Genomic DNA, 22,104 nt, shown 5'->3' with positions numbered 1-22,104 from the left:
GTCACGGGTGGCGGGAAAAGTTCGCCGGTCGTCAGGGGGACCGGAAGTTCTCCGGGTTTCTGATCCTCGGATGACATCCTCCGCTGCCCCGGGTTCCGTCGATTCCTTGCCAGAACCTGTGCGCGGCCCCGGGATCCGTGGCGCCGCCAGATCGAGAGGACACCTGTGCGAGGAACCCACAGGAACGACACGCCCGGGCGAGGGCCCCGGGCGGCCCGGCGGTGGCCGGCCGCCGTGCTGGGCGCGGCGCTGGTCGCCTCGTTGGCCGCACCCGCCGCCTGGGCCGATCCCGGCCCGGCGCCCGACGCGGCGGCGGACGGGCCGACGCCGGGCCGTCCGGTCCAGGTCACCCTGGTCACCGGCGACACGGTCACGGCCCGGGTCGGTGCCGACGGCGCCGTGGCGCTGGCCGGCGTGCGGCCAGGGCCGGGGCGTGAGGACGTGACCTTCGTCCGGCGCTCCGGTGCGCCCGGTTCGCTGAACCTCGTCCCCTCGGACGCGGTCGGGCCGCTGGACTCCGGACGGCTGGACCCCCGGCTGTTCGACGTCGCCGGGCTGATCGCCCAGGGCTACGACGACGCGCACACCGCCGAACTGCCGCTGATCCTGGGCTCGGAGCACACCGGCGCCCCGGGCCTGGCCGCGGCCGCGCCGCCCGCCGGCGCCACCGCCGTGCGCGCGCTGGAGAGCGTGCACGGCGCGGCCCTGCGCGCCCCGAAGGCGCGGGCGGGCGAGCTGTGGCAGCTGGTCGCGCGGCCGGACGCCGGACTCGCCGCGGCCGGCGCGGGCGGCGTGGACAAGGTCTGGCTGGACGGCAAGGTCACCGCGGCGCTCGACCACTCGACCGCCCAGATCGGCGCCCCGCAGGCCTGGAACTCCGGCTGGACCGGCAAGGGCGTCAAGGTCGCGGTGCTCGACAGCGGCATCGACCGCGGCCACCCCGACGTGGCCGGCTCGCTCGGCGAGACCTCCGACTTCACCGGACCCGCCAACGCGCCGGTGAACGCCGACCCGGACGGGCACGGCACCCATGTCGCCTCGATCGTCGCCGGCACCGGGGCCGCCTCCGACGGCCGGTTCAAGGGCGTCGCCCCCGACGCCGAGCTGCTGGTCGGCAGGGTGCTGGACGACGAGGGCAACGGCCAGGAGTCCTGGGTGCTCCAGGGCATGGAGTGGGCCGCGGCCCGGGCGCCGATCGTCAACCTGAGCCTCACCGGCCCCCCGACCGACGGCACCGACCCGATGGCCCAGGCCGTCAACACGCTCTCCGCCCGCTACGGCACCCTGTTCGTCGCCGCCGCCGGCAACAGCGGCCGCCCCGGCACCGTCGGCACCCCCGGGTCGGCCGACGCCGCGCTGACGGTGGGCTCCGTCGACCGGGACGGCGCGCTCGCCCGGTCCTCCAGCCGGGGCCCGCGCGTCGGCGACCAGGCCGTCAAGCCGGACCTCACCGCGCCCGGCGTCGGCATCGTCGCCGCCCGGGCCGCCGGGACGAACGGTCAGGAACCGGTCGGCGACCGGTACACGGCCATCTCCGGCACCTCCATGGCGGCCCCGCACGTGGCCGGGGCCGCGGCCCTGCTCGCCCAGCAGCACCCGCAGTGGAAGGGCGCGCAGCTCAAGGCCGCGCTCACCTCCTCCGCGGCGCCGGCCGCCGGCCAGGGCGCGTACGAGCAGGGCGCCGGGCGCGTCGACCTCGCCCGGGCCACCGCCCAGGAGGTGTCCGCCACCGCCGAGGGCACCGGGATCCACCTGGAGGGCCCGCCCGGCGGCGCGCCGCTGACCCGTACGGTCGAGTACCGCAACGACGGCGGGACGCCGGTCACCCTGGACCTGGCCGTCGAGACCACCGCGGCGGCCGGCGCGTTCACCGTCTCCCCCTCCCGCCTGACGGTGCCCGCGGGCGCGACGGCGTCGGCCACCGTGACCGTCGATCCGGCCCGCGTCCCCTCGGGGGCGTCGCTGACCGGGCGGGTGCGGGCGACCGGGCCCGGCGGGGCCGCCGTCACCACCGCCTACGCGCTCACCCGCGAGGCCGTGCGGCACGACGTCACCGTCACGGCCGTCGACCGCAACGGGGCGCCGATCGGGCCGGGCACCTGGAACACCTCGTCGACGGTCAACCTCGTCAACCTGGACACCCGAGAGACCTTCCAGCTGCGGTTCACCGGCGGCACGGCCACCGCGCGGGTGCCCGAGGGCCGCTACAACCTCGGCGGAGAGCTGGTCACCCCCGCCTCGGGCACCGCGAGCCGCACCTCGACGCTGTTCCTGCAGCCCGAGCTGGAGCTGCGCGGAGACACCCGGCTCGCCGTCGACGCCCGCGAGGGCCGGCAGCTGACCGTCACCGTCCCCGGCCGCGCCACCACCGGCTGGTCGCTCGCCGCGGGCTACTGCCACCGCGCAACCGGGAGCGCCCCCGAGGGCGACTGCGCGGACTCCTTCGCCGTCCTGGCCCGGCCCGGCAACCTGTACGTCGTCCCCACCGCCCGGCCCACCACCGGCCGGCTCGACTTCGTCACGCAGAGCATCCAGGAGGGCCCGGCCGCGCAGAACGGCCGACTGCCGGACCGCTACGACCTGCTGGTGCACACCACCGGCGGACTGCCCGACCCGGCCCTGACCGTCAAGGCCGGTGAACTCGCCACCCTCAACACCCGCTACTTCGCCCAGGGCCCGGGCACCGCGGGCGACTTCAGCAGCTTCGCGTCCGCCGGCGGCCTCGGCCTCTTCAGCATCGGCCAGCCCAACTTCGCGCTGCCGGCCACCCGCACCGAGTACTTCACCGTGAAGGACCAGTTCCGCGAGACGACCTTCGGCCAGACCGCCGGCCCCGGCGGCGAGATGGTCCCCAGTGCCACCAGCCAGAGCGGCACGGTGCGCTGCGCCGCCGGCGCGACCTGCGCGGAACGCTGGAACGCCGCCGTCATCGGCCCGGGCCTGGCCCCGGACAAGGGCGGCGCCACCATGGCCCGCACCAGCGACGGCTACCTCACCGTGGCCCCGCAGCTGTTCAGCGACGCCTCCGCCGGCCACTTCGGCTCCCCGTGGCCGCGCATGCTCGACGACACCGTCCGCCTCGAACTGGAACGCGACGGGCAGCGCGTCGGCGGCAGCGACCAGGAACAGGCCCGCTTCGCCGTGCCGGCCGGCGACGCTTCCTACCGGCTGACCGCCAAGGCCGTACGGGCCGAACCCTGGGCGATGCTGTCCGGCACCGTCGAGGCCGTCTGGACCTTCCGCTCGGCGGCCGTCGCCCCCGGGCCCGACGGCCGGACCGGCAGCACGGCGCTGCCGGTCGACACCGTCCGCTTCACCGCCCCCGTCGACCCGGACAACCAGACGCCGCGCCGGCAGCACACCCTGCTCGCCGCCGTCGAACGGCAGAAGGGCGCCCCGGCCTCGGCCACCGCGAGCCTGAGTGTGCGGGTCTCCTTCGACGACGGCGCCACCTGGCAGGACGCCCCCGTCGCCCCGGCCGACGGCGGCTACCGCGTCACCGTCGACCCGCCGCAGGGCGCCGGCGGCTTCGTCTCGCTCAAGGCCACCGCACGCGCCGCCGACGGCTCCACCGTCGAGCAGACCGTGCTGCGCGCCTACCGCCTGGCACCCTGACGGCCCGCCGGTGGCCCGCGGGCGATCCCGCGGGCCACCGGCGTGGCGGGGGGCGTGGCCGCCTTCGTGGGGAGGCGGGAGCCAGGTGCGGTATTCCCGCAACTCTGGCGGCCGCTCTACTGCGATGATGATCAGATGAAAGAGGATCCAGTCGTACCGACGCCCGTCATCCTCGGCATAGACGACCTCCGGCCGCTCCCCGGAGTCACGCGGATCGCCCGCACCAGCCGTGAGGGCGTCCGGCTCCTGGAAGAACATCGCGACGTCTTCGTCGACGAACTCTGGCTCGACCACGATCTCGGCGGCGACGACAGCATCATGCCCGTGGTGACCCTCATGGAAGAAGCCGCCTTCAACGGGCGGCCCTTCCGGATCGGAACCGTCTTCGTCCACAGCGCCAACCCCATCGGCGCCGAAACCGTCGTCCGGTCACTCACGCGCTGGAACTACCGCGTCCGGCGGGCAGTGGCGTAGCCAGTCCGCTACCGGCTCGGCGGCTTGTCCGGGCGTCAAACCTGCCTGACGTGCGATCACATGGGTCGGGGAAGCAGCAGCTGGTCGAGGCCGAACTCGAAGCGTTCGTCGAACGCCGTGTCCTCCAGGTGCGGCACCACCCGGTCGAGCGCGGGGTAGCCGCCGGCGGCGAGTGCGGGGCCGAGGGTGTGTTCCTCGCCGGAGGTGGCGAGTGCCTGCTCCTCCTGGGTCAGGCCCAGTGTCAGGTACTGGATGCTCCAGAACGTCCAGGCGGCCCGGCGTTCGTCGAGTCCGGCGTCGAGCAGGGCCGCCACGAGGTGCTCGGCGAACGCGAGGGTCGCGGGCTCGGCGGCGTAGGTGCCGGCGACGACGGCCGCGCCGTCGCGGTGGGCGAGCAGGCTGCGGCGGTAGCGGCGGGCCAGTTCGCGCGCCCGCTCGTCCGGGGCCGCGGGCAGGTCGGTGAGCGGGATCCCGGCGACGATCGCGTCGGCCATCAGCTCCAGCAGTCGGGCCTTGGTCTTGGCGTGCCACAGCACCGTGTTCATCCGTACGCCGAGGCGTTCGGCCGTGCCGCGCAGGGAGACGGCGTCGGCGCCCTTCTCGTCGAGCAGTTCGAGTGCCGCCCGCACCACGGCGGTGGGGTCGAGCCGGGTTCGCGGGGCGGCCGGGGTTTGCTTCTTGGTCACTGACCTAGTCTACTGGAGGCATCGCTATTGGTCAGCGACCAAGAAGGGGAGTCTCGTCATGCCCGAAGGAACACACACCACCACCGCACCCGCCACTGCCGAACAGGCCACCGGGGTCGTCATCGCCGGAGGCGGACCGGTCGGGCTCTGGCTCGCCTGCGAGCTGCGGCTCCACGGCGTCGACGTGACCGTGCTGGAGACCCGGGCCGAGCCCGACCCGCACTCCCGCGCCCTCACCGTCCACCCGCGCACCCTCGAACTGTTCGCCGCCCGGGGGCTGGTGGCGCCCTTCCTGGCCGAAGGACTGCGGGTGCCCAACGGGCACTTCGCCGCGCTCACCACCCGGATGGACTTCTCCCGGCTGGACACGCCCTATCCGTTCACCCTCGTCCTGCCGCAGGTCCGCACCGAGGAACTCATCGCCGCCCACGCCGAGGCCGTCGGCGTCCGCCTGCTGCGCGAGCACCGGGTGACCGGTCTGACCCGGCACGACGACGCGGTGACCGTCCAGGTCGACACCCCCACCGGGCACCGGCAACTGCGCGCGGCCTACCTGGTCGGCTGCGACGGCAGCCGCAGCACCGTCCGCACCGCCGCGGGCATCGGCTTCCCCGGCACGTCCGCCACCCGGTGGGCCTGGATGGCCGACGTCACGCTCGACGCGCCGCCCGCCGCGCACACCGCCTTCAACGAGCACGGCACCGTCATGGTCTTCCCCCTGCCCGACGGCCTCCACCGGGTGGTCGGCAACGACGCGCACAGCGTCCAGGAGCCGCCCGAGACCCCCACCATCGAGGAACTCCGCACCCGGGTGCGCCGGATCGCCGGCACCGACCTCGGCATGCGCGACCCGCACTGGATCTCCGTCTTCGGCAACGCCACCCGCCAGGCCGAGCGCTACCGCCACGGTCGGGTCCTGCTCGCCGGCGACGCCGCGCACACCCACTTCCCCGCCGGCGGACCCGGCCTCAACGTCGGACTCCAGGACGCCGGCAACCTCGGCTGGAAGCTCGCCCAGACCCTCGCCGGCACCGCCCCCGACGGCCTGCTCGACAGTTACCACACCGAGCGCCACCCGGTCGGCGCCGACCTGCTGCGCAGCACCAGCGCGCAGACCGGCCTGATGACCGGCTACACCCCGGAGAACCTCGCCATGCGAGACCTGCTGAGCGAACTCATCGGCGACGTACCGGAGTTCTCCGACGCCCTGGCCCTGCGCGCTTCCGGACTCGCCGTCCACTACCCGCCCGCCGAACCGTCCGACACCCACCCGCTCACCGGGACCCGCACCCCCGACCTCCCCGTTCACGGCGGCACAACACTGCTGCCCCTGCTGCGCCGCGGCCGCTACGTCCTGCTCGACCTGACCACCGCCCCCGACACCCCGTCGCCGCTCGCGCCGCTGGCCCACGACGTGACGCCGGGCCTCGACGTCCACACCGCCCCTCCGGCCGGCAGCCGTCCCGCAGGCCACCGCGCCGCCTGGTCCGGGGTCACCGCCGCCCTCGTCCGCCCCGACGGCCACCTCGCCTGGCTCTCCACCGACCCCGACCCCCGCGAACCCGCCCGCACCGCCGTCGCGGCGACGCTCGCCCGCCGCTAGGAGCGGAAGGGAGGACGCCCGCCGCGGCACGTCCGGCGCCCGGTCCTCCGGCTGATCGACACGGCCGGAGCTGCCGCATCACCTGCTGCGGTGCCTCCGGCACGCCCCGCGGGGCCGGCGCGGCGAGTCGCGGTCCGGGCGCGCGTTTGACGCATTCCGGGCACATGATCATCCTGGGACGATGGCAGCGGAGCGGAGCGTGGCGGAGATCCTGGACGCGGCCGTCGGCGTCCGCGAGGCCGCCAGGGGTGCGGCGGCCGGCACGACCGGCCTCGACGCGGTCCTGGCGGCGCTGTCGGGGGTGATGGAGTACGACCACGCCTCGCTGGCCCGGTGGGATCCGCTGCGCGGCTGCCACACCACCCTGGCCGGGAGCTACCCGGACGACGCCACCGCGTACATCGAGACGCGGCTCCACCACGACCCGGTGTTCCCCGTGCTCCGCAGCCCGGCCAGGGGCGGCCTCTGGCTCGGGGACGTCCCCGGACGGCTCCTGGCCGCCTCCCCGGGCTTCCGGGAGGTGCTGCGCCCGCTCGGCATAGCGGACGGGGTGGCCCAGTGCCTCTTCGCCGTCGACGGCCGGTACGTCGGGGTGCTGAACGTGAGCACCCGACGGCCGCGGTCAGCGCCCGATCCCGCGCGGGCCGTGGTCACCCTGCTCAGTGAGGCGCTCGCCGCGGCCGTCGCCCCCCACGCGGGCCCGCGGTCCGAGGAGGCCGCCGGGGCAGCCGTTCCCGGCCAGGGCGCCTCGTCCCGGCCCGGTGGGCTCTCGCCGCGCGAGCTGCAGGTCCTGGCCGAACTGACGGCCGGCCGCACCAACCGGGAGATCGCCGAACGGCTGTACGTCACGCCCCGCACCGTGGGGACCCACATCGAGCACATCCTCGCCAAGCTCGACCTCCCCAACCGTGCGGCCGCCGCCGCCCGGGCCGCCGCCTGGGGAATCGGCTGCTCCCGCTGACGCGGACTGGGACACCGTCGCCACCATCCCGCTCGACGCGTAGCCGGCCTGCGGGTCGGCTCGGGCGCCGCCGGCTTGGAGGAGTTCTCCCCCGGGCCCGCTACCGGCGGCCCGGTCGGCGGTCCAAATGCGCCAGAACCAGGACCAATTGACGTACCATCGCCGCGTGGATGCTGCGTGGTTCGGTCTGATCGGCGTCGTGGTCGGCGGGCTGATCTCCACTCTGTGGGGATGGCTCGCGACGATCCGTCAGGAACTGGCCGATGGCCTCGTAGGTGCCCGCCTCGTCGACGACGACCTGGCTCGCCTGGAAACAGGAAGCGTCGGTGCGGCTGGTCACCAGGCGCGTCCGACTGCGCGGGCGTGGGCGGAGAACCGGGTGGCACTCGCAAAGGTTCTGGGCTTTCGGCAGTGGAACACCGTTTCCGCTGTCTATCGCCGTAGCGACGCGTCGTCGACTCGCAGCTGGAGTGGGCGGGACCAGGACATCCGCGCCGCTCGCAAGGCACTTGCGCCGTTGGCGGCGGGCAAACGCCATGTCCTCAGTCAGCGCTGGCGGAACATGTTCGTTCGGCACACCGATGACTGAGGACACGTGACCCGGGCACTGGCGAGGCCCGACCCGGACGTGGTTCAGCCGTCCGCCGCGAGCGGACGGGTGCGCAGCAGGGCCCGGGTCGGCAGGGCGGTCGCGGCGAGGCAGAGTGCGACGGCCGCGGCGGCCAGGGTCAGGGCGGTGCCCGGCGGGACGTACGGTGCGGTGCCGGCGAGGCCGCGGGCGATCGGGACGAGGGTGATCCAGGCGATCGCGCCGCCCAGCAGCAGTCCGGCCGCGGCCACGAGCAGGGCCTCCCAGCGCATCATGCCGCGCACCTGGCGGCGGGTGGCGCCGGTGAGGCGCAGCAGGGCCACTTCGCGGCGGCGGTCGAGGACGGTCATCACCAGGGTGTTGGCGGCGGTGATCGCCGCGAAGCCGCCGAGGACGCCCGCCATCACGGAGTTCGCCCAGTCGCCGGCTGCGCGCCTGCGGTCGGTCTGGGCGAGGTATCCGGCGCGGTCGGCCACGGTGAGTGCGCCGGGAGTGGCGGTGGTGGTGCCGGAGGCGTCGGCGGAGAGGTTCGCCAGCCGGGCGGCGATGTCGGCGCGGTCGGTGCCGGGGGTGTCCGCGACCAGGACCTGGCTGTCGTAGGCGACGGCGGCGTGGGTGGCGACGGCCGCCTGGGGCAGGATCAACTGGCCGAAGCCGAGCCCGCGTTCGTACGTGGCGACGACCGTCAGCTGAGCCTGGGTGCCGTCGCCGAGCCAGAAGAAGGCGCGGTCGCCGGCCTTGAGGCCGAGCTTGTCGGCGAGGGCGGTGTCGAGGGCGACGGTGTCGGTGCCCCGGGCGAGGTCGGCGAGCGAACCGGTTCGCACTCCCAGGTCGAGGACCCGGGGCAGCTTCGCCGGGTCGCCGGAGACGCCGAGGGCGTTGGCGGAGCGGAGCTTGCCGTCGGAGCGGTAGACGGCGCCGGTGCGCAGCAGCCCGATCGCGGCGTCGACGCCGGGCACCCGGGCGGCCTGTTCGGCGGTGGTGGCGGGCAGGCCGGGGCCGGTGGAGCCGAGCACGTGGTCGGCCGTGATCCCCTCGCGCACCTGCTCGCCGGTGGCGTGTTGGACGCTGCTCTGGATGAACAGCATGGTGCCGCAGAAGGCGCTCACCATCGCGATGGGGGTGAGGGCGGAGGTCAGTCGGCGGGCGTTGGCGCGGGCGTTGTCGGCGGCCAGTGATCCGCCGGCGCCGCCCGCGCCGGCCCGCAGCGGCAGGCCGAGTACTCCGGCGGCGATCCGGGCCACCCACGGGCCGAGCAGGGCGATGGCCAGCAGGAAGCACATGACCACGCCGAGCGCGGTGTTGGCGGCGTTCTCGCCGCTCAGGTTGGCGGCGACCGCGGTCAGCACCACGCCGCCCGCGATGGCCACCACCCCGAGGAGGGTCCGCACCACGCCCGTTCGCGCCACCGGCACCGACGCCTCGCCGAGCGCCTGGCCGGGCCGCAGGTTGGAGGGCCGCCGGGCGGCGAGGTAGCCGGCGGCCAGTGCGGCGAGCAGGCAGGTGGCGACGGCGACGAGCGCGGGGAGCGGGCCGACGTCCAGTTCGACGCCCGGGGGGACGGCGCCGCGCGAGGCGAGGCCGTCGAACCACCAGCGGGCCAGTGCCACGCCCGGGACGAGGCCGAGCACGCCGGCGAGCGGGGCCACCAGTACCGCCTCCGTGGCGACGGAGCGGCGGATCTGACGGGGTGTCGCGCCGACGGCGCGCAGCAGGGCGAACTCGCGCGCTCGTTGGCCGATGGCCAGGGCGATGGTGGACACCACCACGAAGACGGCCGTCATGGTCGCGGTGCCGCCGAAGGAACCGCCGATCGCGATGAGCAGTGTCCGGCCGTTCCCGAGCGCCGGCTGTTCGACGGATCCGCGGGCGTCGCCGGTGACCACCCTGATCCCGGTGGGGGAGGCGGCGGGCTGGGATGCTCCGGCGGCCTTCCGGTCGGCGGTGTCGCGCAGCGCGCCGCGCAGTTGCCGGGCGAGGTCCCCGGCACTGACGCCTTCGCGTGGCTGGACGGCGACGGCGTCGACGCGGCCGGGGTGGCCGGAGAGCCGGCTCGCCGTGTCGTCGGCGAACCAGGCGGTGGGGCCGGCGCTCTGCGGCGCGGCCAGGCCGGAGATCCGGTAGGTGCCGCTGCCGCCCGGCGCGACCAGGCTCAGGCTCGCGCCCGGGGCGAGGTGGGCGGCGCGTGCGCTGGCGGCGTCGAGGACGACCTCGCCGTCGCCGGGGGCGACGCCCTCGACCAGGGTGTCCGCGCCGCCGGCGATGCCGAGCGCCGCGTACCCGCGCCCCGTCAGGCCCGGCGTCGCAGGGCCCGGCTGGATCGGGAAGGCGGAGTCCGCGCGGGCCGCCGCCACGCCCGGCTGCGCGGCGATGCGCCGGGCCAGGGCGGCATCCAGGCGGGCCCGGTCGGAGACGGGCCGGTCGACGGTCTTCTCCTTCTTGCCGGTCTTGCGGACGATCTCGACGTCCGGATCGGCCGCGACGACGACCGGCGCGTTCGCGTAGCGGACCGGGGGCACGGTGGCGGTGATGCCGGTCTGCAGCATGGTGCCGCAGGCCATGATGACCGCCGCGGCGAAGAGCAGGGCGATGAACGTGCCCGCGAAGGAGGCGGGCCGAAAGCGCACCGACGCGCGCGCGAGGCCGTTGCTCACGCCGCCGTCTCCACCCGGCCGGTGGTGAGCGTGACCATCCGGTCGGCGACGGACTGCGGATCCGGGTGGGGCAACTCGCCCGCGAGGATGCCGTCGGCCAGGAAGACCACGCAGTCGGCGAACGAGGCCGCCACCGGATCGTGCGTCACCATGACCACCGTCGCACCCATCGTGTCCACCGCGTGCCGCAGCAGTCCCAGTACCTCGTGTGCGGTGCGGGTGTCCAGGGCACCCGTCGGCTCGTCCGCGAACACCACGTCGGGGCGGGTGATCAGCGCACGCGCGATCGCCACCCGCTGCTGCTGACCGCCGGACAACTGGCCCGGCCGGCGCGAAGCGTGCCCACCCAGACCGACCTGGTCGAGCAACTCCCGCGCCCTGTCACGGTCCTGACGCTCACCGGCCAGGCGCAGTGGCAGCAGCACGTTCTGCAGCACGGTCAGCGAGGGCAGCAGGTTGAACGCCTGGAACACGAACCCGACCCGGCTGCGCCGCAGTTCGGTCAGCCGGTTCTCGCTCAGGCCGGTGATCTCCTCGCCGCCGAGGAACACCTCGCCCGACGTCGGCTCGTCCAGGCCGGCGGCGCACTGCAGGAGGGTGCTCTTGCCGGAGCCGGACGGGCCCATCACGGCGGTGAAGGTGCCGTGCGCCAGCGCCAGGTCGATGCCGCGCAGCGCGTGCACCGTCTCACCGCCGCGCCCGTAGCTGCGCCGCACCGCCCGTAACTCGATCGCGACTCGGGCCCGGCCGGAAGGATCGAAAGGCCCGGTCGGCCCGGTCGGCCCGGTCGGCCCGGTCGGCCCGGACGGCCGGTACTCGGACCGGTACTCGGAGCGGTCGTGGCGGCGTGCCATGGTGGTGCCTTCCCTCGCGGATCGTCGGCGGATCGTCGCTGGTCGTCGACGTGACCCAGGCTAGGAACGGCGGGTGTCGCGAGCCATGGAGGCTGCTGGCGGACGAGGGGTGGGGTTAACCCCACCCGGGTGCATCCGGAACACATCCCTAGGCTGTTCCTCCGAAGCGTCCAGCCCGCCGAGAGGTAGCCATGAAGTCTCCGCGCTGCGGCAAGTGCAGGAAACCGGCCACCGAGGGGCCGTTGGGCGGGTACGTGTGCGGCTCGTGCTGGCACGTCGTCCCCCCGCCGGCCAACGCCACCTCCCGAGAGGTCACCACTCGGGAGGTGGGCGTATCGGGCATGAACTGCGCCCAGTGCGGAGCGGAGATCATCTACGGCCCGCGCGGGGGCTACGTCTGCGGCAACTGCAATCACGTCGTGGAGCCCCCCGACGCGGCCCAGGCCCGCAAGGACGCGGCGAAGGACAGGGCAGACCGGCAGCGACGCGCGGCAGAAGACCGCGCGATGCAGCAACGACGGTGACGACGGGCTTCGTCACATCGGAGCAACCGGAGCAACCGGATCAACCGGATCAACCGGATCGGACGGTCACCGCCCGGCCCGGCCGCGCCGGACGTCCCGCTACGCCCGTGACCCCCGGACGACGACCGTGCACAGCCGCTTGGTGGCGCGGGTCAGGGCGACGTACAGGTCCCGTTCGCCCGCGGGACGGGCCGCGACGATCCCCTCCGGGTCCACCACGACGGCCTCGTCGAACTCCAGGCCGCGCGCCTCCGACGCCGGGACCAGCCGGGCGTACTCCTCGACTCCGGCGGCCGCCAGTTCCGCCACCCGGCCGTCCGCGCAGACGACGCCGAGCAGCTCGCCGGGGTGCGCGGCGGCCTGCGCCCGCAGCTCGCGGACGAGTTCGCCGACGAGCCGCTCCGGGGCCACCGCGACGGACCGCGGCTCGTCGCCGTGCCGGATCGACCGGACCGGCGGCTGCGCCGGGGCGATCCGGTGGAGCAACTCCCCGGTGGTGGCGAGGATCTCCTGTGTGGTCCGGTAGCTGACGGTCAGCGTCCGCAGGTCGAAGCGCCGGCCGAGGTGCGGGGCGAGCGCCTCGTCCCAGTCCCGCGCGGTCGCCGCCGGGCCCGCCTGCGCGAAGTCACCGACCAGCGTCATCGACCGCCCCGGGCACCGGCGCACGATCATCCGCCACTGCATGGCCGTCAGCTCCTGCGCCTCGTCGACGACGACATGCCCGAAGTCCTGCTCGGGCGGCCCGTCGACCAGGCTCGCCGCCTCGTCGAGGAGCGGCACGTCGGCCTCGGTCCACGGCGCGCCGGGGGAGCGCAGCAGCGACGCCCGCTCGTCGTCGGTGAGGTGCGGCAGGTACTCGGCGAGTGCGTCGGCGTCCGCCAGCAGGGCGTCGATGACCCCGCCGGGCACCAGCCGCGGCCAGAGCTCCTCGACGGCCCGGTCCACGTACGCGTCGTCCAGGAGCGCGGACCGGACGGCGTCGGCGTCGAACTCGTCGGCCCCGGTGGAGGGTTCGCCGTCGATGCCGAGGTTGCGCAGGTCCCGGGCCGCCATCTTGTCGAAGTCGACGCCGGTGAGCTGGGCGACCTCGGCGTCGATGCGCTCCAGGTCCTCGGCCATGCCGCGGGCCAGCGCGCCGGTCAGAGCGTCCACCAGCAGCTCCAGGAACAGCCGGCGCGCCCGGTTGTGGGCGAGTCCGCTCGCCCGCGCCGCCTCGCGCGCCCCGGCGACCTCTCCCTCCGCCAGGCGGACCCACTCCTGCCCGACCCGGACGGTGAAGTCCCCGCAGGGCGCCTGCCGCGCGCGGACCGACCCAACCAGCGCGTCGGCCAGTTCGGCACCGCCCTTCAGACGCGCCACCCCGAACCCGTCCACGGCACCCGGCCGGACACCGGCCAGCTCCGCACACGTCGCCAGGACGACGTCGTTCTCCCCGAGCGAGGGCAGCACCTGGGAGACGTAGTCCAGGAAGCGCGCGTTCGGCCCCAGGACCAGCACGCCGCGCTCGGCCGCCTTCGGGAACGCGTACAGCACGTACGCGGCGCGGTGCAGCGCCACCACCGTCTTCCCGGTGCCCGGCCCGCCCTGCACCACCGTCACCCCGCGGTGCGACGACCGGACGATCGCGTCCTGCTCCACCTGGAGCGTGGCGACCGCCGTACCCATCCGACCCGTGCGCCGCTCCTGCAGCGCCGCCGCCAACGGGCCGTCACCGACGACGTCCCCGCGGGTCGGCTCCGAGCCGTCCAGCAGTTCGTCACTCACCCCGACCACCGTGCGGCCTGCCAGGCTCAGATGACGGCGCCGGCGCAGCCCCATCCGGTGCACCGGCGTCGCCTCGTAGAAGGCCCGTGCCGCCTCCGCCCGCCAGTCCACCAGCAGCGGCAGCTCGTCCTCGTCCCGTTGCAGGCCCAGCCGACCGATCCGGAGCACCGTCCCGTCCGCGAGGTCGATCCGGCCGAAGACCAGCCCTCCCTCGGCGCCCTCCAGCCGGCGCACCTCGCCCGCCAGCCGCCCGGCCGCCACCTCCCGCTCGTACACCTCGCCCGCACTGCCGGCCGCCGACGCGAGCACCCGGCCCAGCTGCGCCCGGGCCCCGGCGAGCCGCTCGTCGAACAGCTCGCCGATGACGGACACCTGCACCCGTTCCAGCTCCACCTGCTGTGCGGCGTTGCCGTGGATCTGCGACAAGGAAGAGCCCCCTCTCGATTCGACCCACCACTATGCAGAGCGATTCCGGGAAAGTAAATGTTGATTTTCCGGCACTGATGTGGCCTTCGATTTCCGGCGGTGCGGATTTCCGGGGAATTCCGGGAACGGCCGCGCGCCCGCCGGGCCGCCGTGGATCCGTTGCGCGTCAACGCGCTTCCGGTGTCACTCCCTTTTGTGCCGCTCCTCGTCGCAGCCCGGTGGCAGTCCGCCTCGCGGCCCTCGGCCCTCTGCGCGCGGGCGCGCGGCCGCCACCGGCAGCGGCCTGGCCGTGCGCCGTGCGCCGTGCATCCAGGGCCGGCTATGGCCGGCGGCGGGTGGGTTCGGCCAGCAGGGCCTCGGCGGCGGCCGTCGCGACGACCTCGGCGACCGTGGACAGGGCGGGCGAATCCAGCTTCCACTGCTGCCAGTACAGGGCGACGTCCATGGGCCGACCGGGCGCCAGTTCCACCAGTCGGCCGGACCGCAGCAGCGGCTCGGCCTGCGGTTCGGGCACGAGGCCCCAGCCGAAACCGGCGGCCACCGCGTCCCGGAACCCGTCCGAGGCGGGCACCAGGTGGCGGATCCGCCCGGCGCCCGAGCGCCCCCCGGTGAGGGACCGGACGAACTCGTCCTGGAGCTCGTCGCGCCGGTCGAAGACCACGGTGGGGGCGTGACACAGGTCCTCGGCCAGGTCCCCGGTGAGCTGCCGGGCCGCGAACTCCGGTGTGGCCACGGCCAGGTAGCGGGCCAGCCCGAGCCGCCGCGCGGTGCAGCCGGCCACCGGGTCGGGCGAGGAGGTGACGGCGGCCATCACCTGGCCCTCGCGCAGCAGGGCGGTGGTGTGGGCCTCGTCCTCCCGGTGCAGCTCGAAGCAGATCGGAGGGTCCTGCGGCACCCGGGTGAGCGCGGGCAGGAACCAGGTCGCGAGGGAGTCGGCGTTGACCGCGATCGGGACCCGGGCCGGGCCCTGCTCGGCGGCCAGGCCAAGTTCGGCGCGGGCGTCGCCTTCCAGGCGGGCCAGCTGGCGGGCGAAACGGACCACCACCTCGCCGGACTCGGTGAGCCGTACCGGCTTGGTGCGCAGCAGCAGGACCCGCCCGGTGCGCTGTTCCAGGGCCTTGACGCGCTGGCTGACGGCCGAGGGGGTCACGTGCAGGGCGGCGGCCGCGGCGTCGAAGGTGCCCTCGTCGACCACCGCGAGCAGGGTCCGGACCTGGTCCAGGGGAAGCTCGTCCATAACTACCGCTAAGGATACGTAAGAATCTTTAGCTGTACTCACCGATACGCCGTCCATACGGTCGAGGCCATGAACAGCAGCACCATCGCGGCCGTGATCGCCGGATTCGGAACCGGACTCTCCCTCATCGTGGCCATCGGGGCCCAGAACGCCTTCGTCCTGCGCCAGGGCGCGCGCAGGCACGCCGTCCTCGCGGTGGTCGCCATCTGCGCCCTCTCGGATGCGGCGCTGATCGCGCTCGGCGTGACCGGGGTGGGCACCGTGGTCACGGCCTGGCCGGCGGCGCTGACCGCCGTGGGCCTGGTCGGCGGGGCGTTCCTGCTCTGCTACGGCTTCCTGGCGGCCCGACGGGTGCTGCGCCCGGATCCGGCGGCCGCGCTCACCGGAGGCGGACCGGAGACGGGTTCCGTCCGGCGAGCGGTCCTGACCTGCCTCGCCATGACCTGGCTGAACCCGCACGTGTACCTCGACACCGTGCTCCTGCTGGGCTCGCTCGCCTCCGACCGCGGCGACCTGCGCTGGGCCTTCGGCGCGGGCGCGGCGCTGGCCAGCCTGTGCTGGTTCGCCGCCCTGGGCTTCGGCGCCCGGCTGCTGACCGGCGTCCTGTCCCGGCCGAAGGCCTGGCGGGTGCTGGACGGGCTGGTCGCCGTGACCATGCTGGTGATGGGCGGGATGCTCGTCGCCGGGGCGTAGGGCGGTCCGAGGCGCCCTGGCCGTCGGACCGGGGCCTTCGGCGGCATCTCCCGGTGGATCGGCTTCGGCAACGGCGGCGTCATCACCGACGGCGACCCCACCGACGGCGACCCCGAGGAGAGCCCGGGCGGCTCAGCCGAGTCGTCCGCGTCGACCGGCACGGCGCCGTGCTGCCCTATCCTCGCGCGCGCAGATCATGCGTTCATGGCGCGTTCTTCCATCGAAGGCGTGATTTTCCCGGAAAGCAATTGTCGCGCCGTTCATTTTCGACCTAACGTGCGCCGAAAGTCCTGACGGGGCGGCGTGCCCCGTCGCCGGGCAGGAGAACCGGCTGATCGGCCCCATCGCGTAGCGGTCCTGAACTCCGATCCGACCGGGGTCCGGCGGGTTTCGGGTTCCGGGCCCGCCGCCCCGGCGTCCCGTCAGCAGTGGCAGTACACGTCCAGGACGACGGCTTCCGGGGCCAGGGCGTCCAGGTAGGCGTTGGCGTCCGGCAGGTAGCCGGCGTCGTCGTGGTCGGCCCACGAGCCGTCGAGCCGCAGCAGCGCGTGGCCGGGCACCGCGGTGGCGCGGGCCCGTGCGATGTTCCGGGCCCGGTCCTCGGTGAACCGGAACGGCCAGTCGCACGGCTCGTCGCCGCCCGCGGCCCACGCGTCGTGCCGGGCCGCGGCGAGGCGTTCGTGTGCGGCACGCAGCGCTTCGAAGTCGAGCAGTCCGCGCGGGCCGCCGTCGCACCGGTTGGGAAGGCCGCCGAGCAGGTCGCGGCCCTGGGGCGGTTCGGCGTAGAGGTGCTTGACCAGTCGCGGGTCCGCGATGGCGTCGGGCCGGTGCAGCAGGCGCGGGCCCTCGATGCGCAGGGACAGGCCGTCCCACTCGCCGCGGGGATTGCGGGTGCTGAGGAAGTATCCGCGCCCGGTCCCGTCGACGTGAAGATAGCCGTCGTCACCGGGGGTTCGTCCGGTCCGGGAGTTCATCACGTCGGCGACCTCGGCCCAGCCGAGGCGGTCCCGGTCCGGCAGGATGCCGCGCTCCTTGTTCGCCCGCACCCAGTACGCGCTGTTCGGGTCCGCCGGCTCGTAGTCCCGGTACGGGGGCACTTCGAGCTCGCTGTGGTACGGCGCGAGGGCGGCGATCAGGGCCTTGCGGTACCGCTCGGGCGCCATCGGTGGCAGGACGACGAGCATGTCGTACCTCGACATCGGCTTTCCTCCTCCGCTTCCGTTTCCGCTTCCGCTTCCGTTCGCTGACCCACCCCATCCTGTCGGACGGCGGTGCAACCGCTCTGTCCGGGGCCCGGTCCTGCCGAGTGTTGTCGACGCCTGGGGTGTGAGTGTCGGGAGAGTTGGGCAGGGACGCGTCAGGACCCGGGCGGCTGTGCGGACGCCCGGTGCGTCGGAGCGGGGCCGGTGACGGCCTGCCGTCAGTGTGCGAGGAGCCCGTCGATCAGGGTGGGTGCGTCCTCGGCCGATCCCCGCTGGGTCGATCGCCGCGTGGCGGACTCCGCCAACGCGGCCGTCCAGTAGGGGCGTTGGGTGCCGCAGCCGTGGGCCCGGGCGTCGCGGGCGGTGGATTCGGCCACTCGGTCACGGTCGGTGTCGGACTCAGGGGTGCGTGTCGGCCGTGCCGGGGACTCCCCCCCACCCGGTGGGTGGGCCGGTTGGCGACAGAAGGGGTGGGACCGAGGGTGGATGTGACGGTACGGACGGCGGTCACGACGGACCGCTCGGGGGCGGAACGGAACGCGCAACGGGAGGCGCGATGGGAGGCGCAACTCCGCACGTCCGCCGGGGTGTTCCGGCGCTACTGGACCGGATCGCTGGTGAGCCGGCTCGGGGACCAGGTGACCGCCGTCGCCCTGCCGCTGATCGCCGTGCTCACCCTGCATGCGACGGCCTGGCAGGTCGGCCTGGTCACCGGCGCCGGGTACCTGGCCTGGCTGCTGGTCGGGCTGCCGGCCGGCGTCCTGGTCCACCGGCTCCCGCTGCGCGGCACCCAGGTGGTGATGGACCTGGTGCGCGCGCTGGCCGTGGCCACGGTGCCGGTGGCGGCCGCGCTGGGGGTGCTCGGACTGCCGCACCTGGTCGCGGTGGCCCTGCTGGTCGGGCTGGCGAGCGTGGTCTTCGACGTCGGCAACTCCACCTTCCTGCCCTCGATCGTCGCCAAGGAGGAGCTGACCGCCCGCAACAGCCTGCTCTCCGGCAGCAGCGCGGCGACCGAGCTGGCCGGCCCCTCGCTCGGCGGGGTCCTGGTCCAACTCGTCGGCGGTGCGGCCGCGATGGTGCTGGACGCGGTCAGCTACCTGGTCTCGGCCGCCCTGCTGCGCAGCCTGCCGCGCGCGGAGCGGCCCGCCGGGCGGCCGGCCGGCGCGGGGATGCGGGAACAGATCGGCGAGGGCTGGCACTTCGTCACCCGCCACCCCGTGATCGGGCCGTGCGCCGCCGACGCCGCCGTCGTCAACTTCGTCGCGGGCGGGCTGATGACGCTCACTCCGGTGTTCCTGATCGACACCCTCGACGCGCCGGCCGCCGCCGTCGGCGCCCTGATGGCCACCGGCGGCCTGGGCAGTCTGGCCGGCGCCGCCCTCACACCCCGGGTGGTGTCCAGGATCGGCAGCGGCGGCGCCCTGCGGTGGGCGGCGCTGGTGGCCGCGCTCTTCACCTTCCTGCTCCCGGCGGCGAGTTCGGGCTGGGCGGTGCTGGTCTTCGCCGTCGGCAACGCGGGCTTCTCGGCGGGCGTCGTGGTCACCAGCATCGTCGCCCGCACCCACCGGCAGACCCACGCCCCGGCGGAGCTGCTCCCCAGGGTGATGGCCACCGTCCGGTTCGTCTCCTGGGGCGCCACCCCGGTCGGCGCGCTGCTGGCCGGCGCGGCCTCCACCGCCTGGGGGCCGCGCACGGCCCTGGTGGTGCTGGCCGTGTGCGGCCTGGCCGGTCCGGCGATCCTGCTGGTCGGTCCGATCCGCCGGGTGCGCGACCTCGCCTGATCGGGGTGCGGGCGGCGGGCGGCGTATGACGTACGGCGGTTCCGCCCTCGGCGGGTGGGGCCGACCAGCCGCGCCCGGTCGAGGACGGGGCCTGGCCGGCGCCACCGAGGACGCCGGGAGTCAGGGCGCGTCGGACCGGATGTCGTAACGGGAACGGGCCCTGGCGATCTCGTTCTGGTGCTGTTCCGTCCACACCACCAGGGACTGGATCGTCGAGTGCAGGGTGCGCCCGAGCGGGGTGAGTTCGTAGTCCACCCGGGGCGGGACCACCGGATGCACGGTGCGGCTGACCAGGCCGTCCCGCTCCAGCTGGCGGAGCGTCACGGTGAGCATCCGCTGGCTGATGCCGTCGATCTCACGGCGCAGTTCGGTGAAGCGCAGGGAGCGCCGGTCCAGCAGGGCGATGACCAGCAGCGACCACTTGTCGGCGATCCGGTCGAGGATCTGGCGGACTTCGCAGTCCTCACGCGTGTCCCATTGCAGGACCGCGTAGTCGCCGTCGGTATCCGTGCAGTGCGTCGGTAACTTCGAAGTGCCTTCTTCCACGGTTCCTCATGCTGCCGCAGGATGGCGACTGCTTACAAGAGGGAACTGGCAGGCCGTGCGGGAACCGACCCCGGCCGTCCGGTCCCGGGCTCCGTGACGCCTCGCAAGGAGAACTCCGTGTCAACCCGAACCGCATCGCCGGAAGGCGACTCAGGCCGGATCACCGGCCGATCCCTGGGTGTACTGATCGTCCTGTGCGGCGCCATCTTCCTGGAGGGCATCGACGTCGCGATGCTCAACGTGGCGCTGCCCTCCATCCGCGCCGACCTGGGCATGTCCACCGGAGCGCTCAGCTGGGTGCTGAGCGCCTACGTCCTCGGTTACGCCGGCTTCATGCTGCTGGGCGGCCGCACCGCCGACCTTCTGGGCCGGCGGCGGATGTTCCTGTTCTGGCTGACCACCTTCGTGCTCTTCTCCGGCCTCGGCGGATTCGCCACGGAGGGCTGGATCCTGATCCTCGCGCGCTTCGTGACCGGTCTGTCGGCGGCCTTCATGACGCCGGCCGGCCTGGCCGTCATCACGACCTCCTTCGCGGAGGGCCCGCAGCGCAACCGGGCCCTGCTGCTCTACGCGGGCACCGCGGCCGCGGGCTTCTCGCTGGGCCTGGTGGTCGGTGGTCTGCTCACCGGGATCAGCTGGCGCTGGGTGTTCTTCGCCCCGGTGATCCTCGCAGGATCGATCCTGCTCGGGGCTCTGGCGCTGATCCCCCGGGAGGCGCCGCCGCAGCGCGACCCGAACGAGAAGTTCGACGTCCTGGGCGCGATCACCGCGACCGGCGCGATGCTGCTGCTCGTCTACGCGGTGGTCCGCTTCGGCGAGTCCGACGCCGAGCTGGGGGTCACCCTGGCGATCCTGGGCGGCGGCCTGCTCCTGCTGGTGCTGTTCGTCGTCGCCGAGCAGCGCTCGGCCACCCCGCTGGTGCGGCTGGGCATCCTGCGCTCCGGCCCGCTGGTGCGCGCCAACCTCGGGGCGATGCTCTTCGCCGGCTCGTTCTTCGGCTTCCAGTTCGTGGTCACGCTGTTCCTGCAGGACCTGCGCGGCTGGAACTCGCTGCAGACCGGTCTCGCCCTGCTGGCGGTCGGATGCGACGCGATCCTCGCCCCGACCCTGACCCCGAAGCTGGTCGACCGGTTCGGCAACGTCAAGGTCATCCTCGGCGGCTTCCTGCTGGCCGCGGTGTCCTACGCGCTGTTCCTGCCGGTGGGCCTCGACTGGAGCTACGCGGCGATGTTCCCGACCATGATCCTCACCGGCATGGCCTTCTCGCTCGCCTACGGCCCGCTCACCATCGCGGCCACCGACGGGATCGAGGAGGAGGAACAGGGCCTGGCCGGCGGCCTGGTCAACACCTCGTTCCAGTTCGGTGCGGCGCTCGGCCTCTCCGTCGTCACCACCGTCAACCTGGCCGCCACCAAGGCCGACGGCACCGTCCGGGACAAGCTGGACGGCTTCCACGCGGCGCTCGCCGTGCCGGTGGGCGCGGTGCTCCTCGGTGCGGTCGTCACCGCCTTCGGCCTCGGCCGGAAGCGTGTCGTCGCCGCTCCCGTGGCCGGGGCGCGCGAGGACGAGGCGCTCGTCTCCTGAGGCCTCTCCGGGACGCCAGGCCGGGCACCGGTGCAGCGCCGGCAGGCCCCGCACGTGGGGGTGCGGGGCCTGCCGTCAGCAGTGGTCCGGTGGTCCGGTGCTGTGGTCCCTGGCGTCAAGTCGCTTGACGGCAAGGGATGTTACGGCGCCGACCGTCAGCGGACCTCGGCCACCAGGGGACCGTACTTCGCCTTGATGTCCGCAGCCGCGGACTGCCACTGCGGGGTGTCGACGATCACGCCGCTACCGTCGATGGCGAGCGTCAGCCCCTCGATCTCCACACCCTTGGCCTGCCACTCCTCGGTGTCCGCGCGGATCCGGTTCAGGAACGTCATGAGCTGGCCGCGGGAGCCGGCCGCGTCGGCGAACGCCACCTTCACCGGGGGTGCCGCCATGCGGGTCACGGCGGCGTCCAGTCCGCTGCCGGGGACGCGCATCACGTACAGCGTGTTCGTGCTCCGGTCGCGGCAGGTGCCGAAGTACTGGTCGGGGTAGTCGGTCATCGCCAGTCCCTCGATGGCCTGACCCGCCTGGTTCAGGGCGAGCTCCGCCGGATCCGCCGACACCGACGATGACGACGGTGACAGCGAGCCCGAGGCCGTGGGCCAGGTCGACGGCGAGCCGGGCCTGGACGGGGCGTCGGAGCTCGGGGCCCCGGTTGGGGGGCCGCCGGTTGTCGGGGCCCCGGTTGTGGGGCCGCCGGTTGTCGGGGCCCCGGTCGTCGTGCCGCCGGTTGTCGGGGCCCCGGTCGTCGTGCCGCCGGTCGACGGCATCCCCGACGAGGGCTGGTCCGTCGCCGGAAGGCCGGACGACGGCGTTCCGCCCGAGGGGTGGCCCGACGGCGGACTCGGCAGCAGCCGGGCGCCGTGCTGGTGCCAGCCCGGCGTCCGCATCGACGAGGGCCCGTTCGT

18 protein-coding genes are annotated in these 22,104 nt (G+C 74.4%); 9 read left to right on the top strand and 9 right to left on the bottom strand.

All coding sequences use genetic code 11. From position 1 onward, the window contains the following. Positions 1-234: 234 nt before the first annotated feature. Both ACWDBE_RS02410 and ACWDBE_RS02405 read left to right on the top strand, forming a co-directional pair. Complete coding sequence (locus ACWDBE_RS02410) at positions 235-3,615, top strand: S8 family serine peptidase (RefSeq protein WP_449806999.1); 3,381 nt, start codon at positions 235-237, stop codon at positions 3,613-3,615. Positions 3,616-3,669: 54 nt separating this feature from the next. Continuing rightward, positions 3,670-4,089: a cyclic-phosphate processing receiver domain-containing protein gene (locus ACWDBE_RS02405; RefSeq protein WP_449787438.1), complete on the top strand. Its 420-nt coding sequence runs from the start codon at positions 3,670-3,672 to the stop codon at positions 4,087-4,089. A gap of 56 nt (positions 4,090-4,145) precedes the next feature. Here ACWDBE_RS02405 and ACWDBE_RS02400 read toward each other — a convergent pair whose 3' ends face one another. Beyond that, positions 4,146-4,775 (bottom strand): TetR/AcrR family transcriptional regulator C-terminal domain-containing protein, encoded by a 630-nt coding sequence (locus ACWDBE_RS02400; protein WP_449787437.1) that lies wholly within the window; start codon positions 4,773-4,775, stop codon positions 4,146-4,148. A 58-nt stretch (positions 4,776-4,833) separates the two neighbouring features. Between ACWDBE_RS02400 and ACWDBE_RS02395 the strand changes: the two genes are divergently transcribed. The 3 genes from ACWDBE_RS02395 to ACWDBE_RS02385 all read left to right on the top strand — a co-directional run bounded on the left by ACWDBE_RS02395 (position 4,834) and on the right by ACWDBE_RS02385 (position 7,928). Further along, positions 4,834-6,378: an FAD-dependent monooxygenase gene (locus tag ACWDBE_RS02395; RefSeq protein ID WP_449806998.1), complete on the top strand. Its 1,545-nt coding sequence runs from the start codon at positions 4,834-4,836 to the stop codon at positions 6,376-6,378. A gap of 181 nt (positions 6,379-6,559) precedes the next feature. Next, a complete protein-coding gene (locus ACWDBE_RS02390; protein WP_449787435.1) occupies positions 6,560-7,339 on the top strand; it encodes a response regulator transcription factor in 780 nt (259 codons plus the stop codon). Positions 7,340-7,505: 166 nt separating this feature from the next. Beyond that, the gene (locus ACWDBE_RS02385) at positions 7,506-7,928 is read left to right on the top strand and encodes a hypothetical protein (protein ID WP_449806997.1); all 423 of its coding nucleotides are present in this window, start codon (positions 7,506-7,508) and stop codon (positions 7,926-7,928) included. Positions 7,929-7,972: 44 nt separating this feature from the next. On the opposite strand, the gene ACWDBE_RS02380 is transcribed toward ACWDBE_RS02385, so the two are convergent. Next, positions 7,973-10,582, bottom strand: coding sequence for an ABC transporter permease (locus ACWDBE_RS02380; RefSeq protein ID WP_449806996.1), 2,610 nt, complete (start codon positions 10,580-10,582; stop codon positions 7,973-7,975). Next, complete coding sequence (locus tag ACWDBE_RS02375; protein ID WP_449806995.1) at positions 10,579-11,436, bottom strand: ABC transporter ATP-binding protein; 858 nt, start codon at positions 11,434-11,436, stop codon at positions 10,579-10,581. The genes ACWDBE_RS02380 and ACWDBE_RS02375 overlap by 4 nt, the downstream gene beginning before the upstream one ends. Positions 11,437-11,777: 341 nt before the next feature. Here ACWDBE_RS02375 and ACWDBE_RS02370 point away from each other — a divergent pair, with 341 nt between their 5' ends. Next, entirely contained in the window at positions 11,778-11,960 is a 183-nt protein-coding gene (locus ACWDBE_RS02370; protein WP_449787431.1) for a hypothetical protein, read from the top strand. A 99-nt stretch (positions 11,961-12,059) separates the two neighbouring features. Here the strand turns inward: ACWDBE_RS02370 and ACWDBE_RS02365 are convergent, their stop codons facing one another. Continuing rightward, positions 12,060-14,150 carry a HelD family protein gene (locus ACWDBE_RS02365; RefSeq protein ID WP_449806994.1) on the bottom strand — a complete coding sequence of 697 codons (2,091 nt, stop codon included), beginning with the start codon at positions 14,148-14,150 and terminating at the stop codon, positions 12,060-12,062. Positions 14,151-14,469: 319 nt separating this feature from the next. Continuing rightward, on the bottom strand, positions 14,470-15,387 hold the full coding sequence (locus ACWDBE_RS02360; RefSeq protein WP_449787429.1) for a LysR family transcriptional regulator ArgP: 918 nt from the start codon (positions 15,385-15,387) through the stop codon (positions 14,470-14,472). Positions 15,388-15,456: 69 nt separating this feature from the next. Between ACWDBE_RS02360 and ACWDBE_RS02355 the strand changes: the two genes are divergently transcribed. Beyond that, on the top strand, positions 15,457-16,080 hold the full coding sequence (locus ACWDBE_RS02355) for a LysE/ArgO family amino acid transporter (protein WP_449787428.1): 624 nt from the start codon (positions 15,457-15,459) through the stop codon (positions 16,078-16,080). 422 nt (positions 16,081-16,502) lie between these two features. Here ACWDBE_RS02355 and ACWDBE_RS02350 read toward each other — a convergent pair whose 3' ends face one another. Both ACWDBE_RS02350 and ACWDBE_RS02345 read right to left on the bottom strand, forming a co-directional pair. After that, on the bottom strand, positions 16,503-17,279 hold the full coding sequence (locus tag ACWDBE_RS02350) for a hypothetical protein (protein WP_449787427.1): 777 nt from the start codon (positions 17,277-17,279) through the stop codon (positions 16,503-16,505). 221 nt (positions 17,280-17,500) lie between these two features. Continuing rightward, the gene (locus ACWDBE_RS02345) at positions 17,501-17,659 is read right to left on the bottom strand and encodes a hypothetical protein (protein ID WP_449787426.1); all 159 of its coding nucleotides are present in this window, start codon (positions 17,657-17,659) and stop codon (positions 17,501-17,503) included. 210 nt (positions 17,660-17,869) lie between these two features. On the opposite strand from ACWDBE_RS02345, the gene ACWDBE_RS02340 reads away from it, so the two are divergent. Beyond that, complete coding sequence (locus ACWDBE_RS02340; RefSeq protein ID WP_449787754.1) at positions 17,870-19,063, top strand: MFS transporter; 1,194 nt, start codon at positions 17,870-17,872, stop codon at positions 19,061-19,063. Positions 19,064-19,183: 120 nt separating this feature from the next. Here ACWDBE_RS02340 and ACWDBE_RS02335 read toward each other — a convergent pair whose 3' ends face one another. Then, entirely contained in the window at positions 19,184-19,609 is a 426-nt protein-coding gene (locus tag ACWDBE_RS02335) for a winged helix-turn-helix transcriptional regulator (protein ID WP_392875880.1), read from the bottom strand. Between the two features lie 159 nt (positions 19,610-19,768). Here ACWDBE_RS02335 and ACWDBE_RS02330 point away from each other — a divergent pair, with 159 nt between their 5' ends. Further along, positions 19,769-21,193 (top strand): MFS transporter, encoded by a 1,425-nt coding sequence (locus ACWDBE_RS02330; RefSeq protein WP_449787753.1) that lies wholly within the window; start codon positions 19,769-19,771, stop codon positions 21,191-21,193. Positions 21,194-21,348: 155 nt separating this feature from the next. On the opposite strand, the gene ACWDBE_RS02325 is transcribed toward ACWDBE_RS02330, so the two are convergent. Then, positions 21,349-21,696, bottom strand: coding sequence for a hypothetical protein (locus ACWDBE_RS02325; RefSeq protein WP_449787425.1), 348 nt, complete (start codon positions 21,694-21,696; stop codon positions 21,349-21,351). Positions 21,697-22,104: the final 408 nt, after the last annotated feature.

It is taken from the genome of Kitasatospora sp. NPDC001132, assembly GCF_053598415.1.
Note: the sequence above shows the minus strand (reverse complement) of the source record. Positions and strands in the feature narration are given on the sequence as shown.

Bases quoted from the DNA above. Each gene is read 5' to 3' on its own strand.
- ACWDBE_RS02355 (WP_449787428.1), top strand. From the start codon at position 15,457: ATGAACAGCAGCACCATCGCGGCCGTGATCGCCGGATTCGGAACCGGA.
- ACWDBE_RS02325 (WP_449787425.1), bottom strand. From the start codon at position 21,696: ATGACCGACTACCCCGACCAGTACTTCGGCACCTGCCGCGACCGGAGC.
- ACWDBE_RS02360 (WP_449787429.1), bottom strand. From the start codon at position 15,387: ATGGACGAGCTTCCCCTGGACCAGGTCCGGACCCTGCTCGCGGTGGTC.
- ACWDBE_RS02375 (WP_449806995.1), bottom strand. From the start codon at position 11,436: ATGGCACGCCGCCACGACCGCTCCGAGTACCGGTCCGAGTACCGGCCG.
- ACWDBE_RS02350 (WP_449787427.1), bottom strand. From the start codon at position 17,279: ATGTCGAGGTACGACATGCTCGTCGTCCTGCCACCGATGGCGCCCGAG.
- ACWDBE_RS02395 (WP_449806998.1), top strand. From the start codon at position 4,834: ATGCCCGAAGGAACACACACCACCACCGCACCCGCCACTGCCGAACAG.
- ACWDBE_RS02390 (WP_449787435.1), top strand. From the start codon at position 6,560: ATGGCAGCGGAGCGGAGCGTGGCGGAGATCCTGGACGCGGCCGTCGGC.
- ACWDBE_RS02370 (WP_449787431.1), top strand. From the start codon at position 11,778: ATGAACTGCGCCCAGTGCGGAGCGGAGATCATCTACGGCCCGCGCGGG.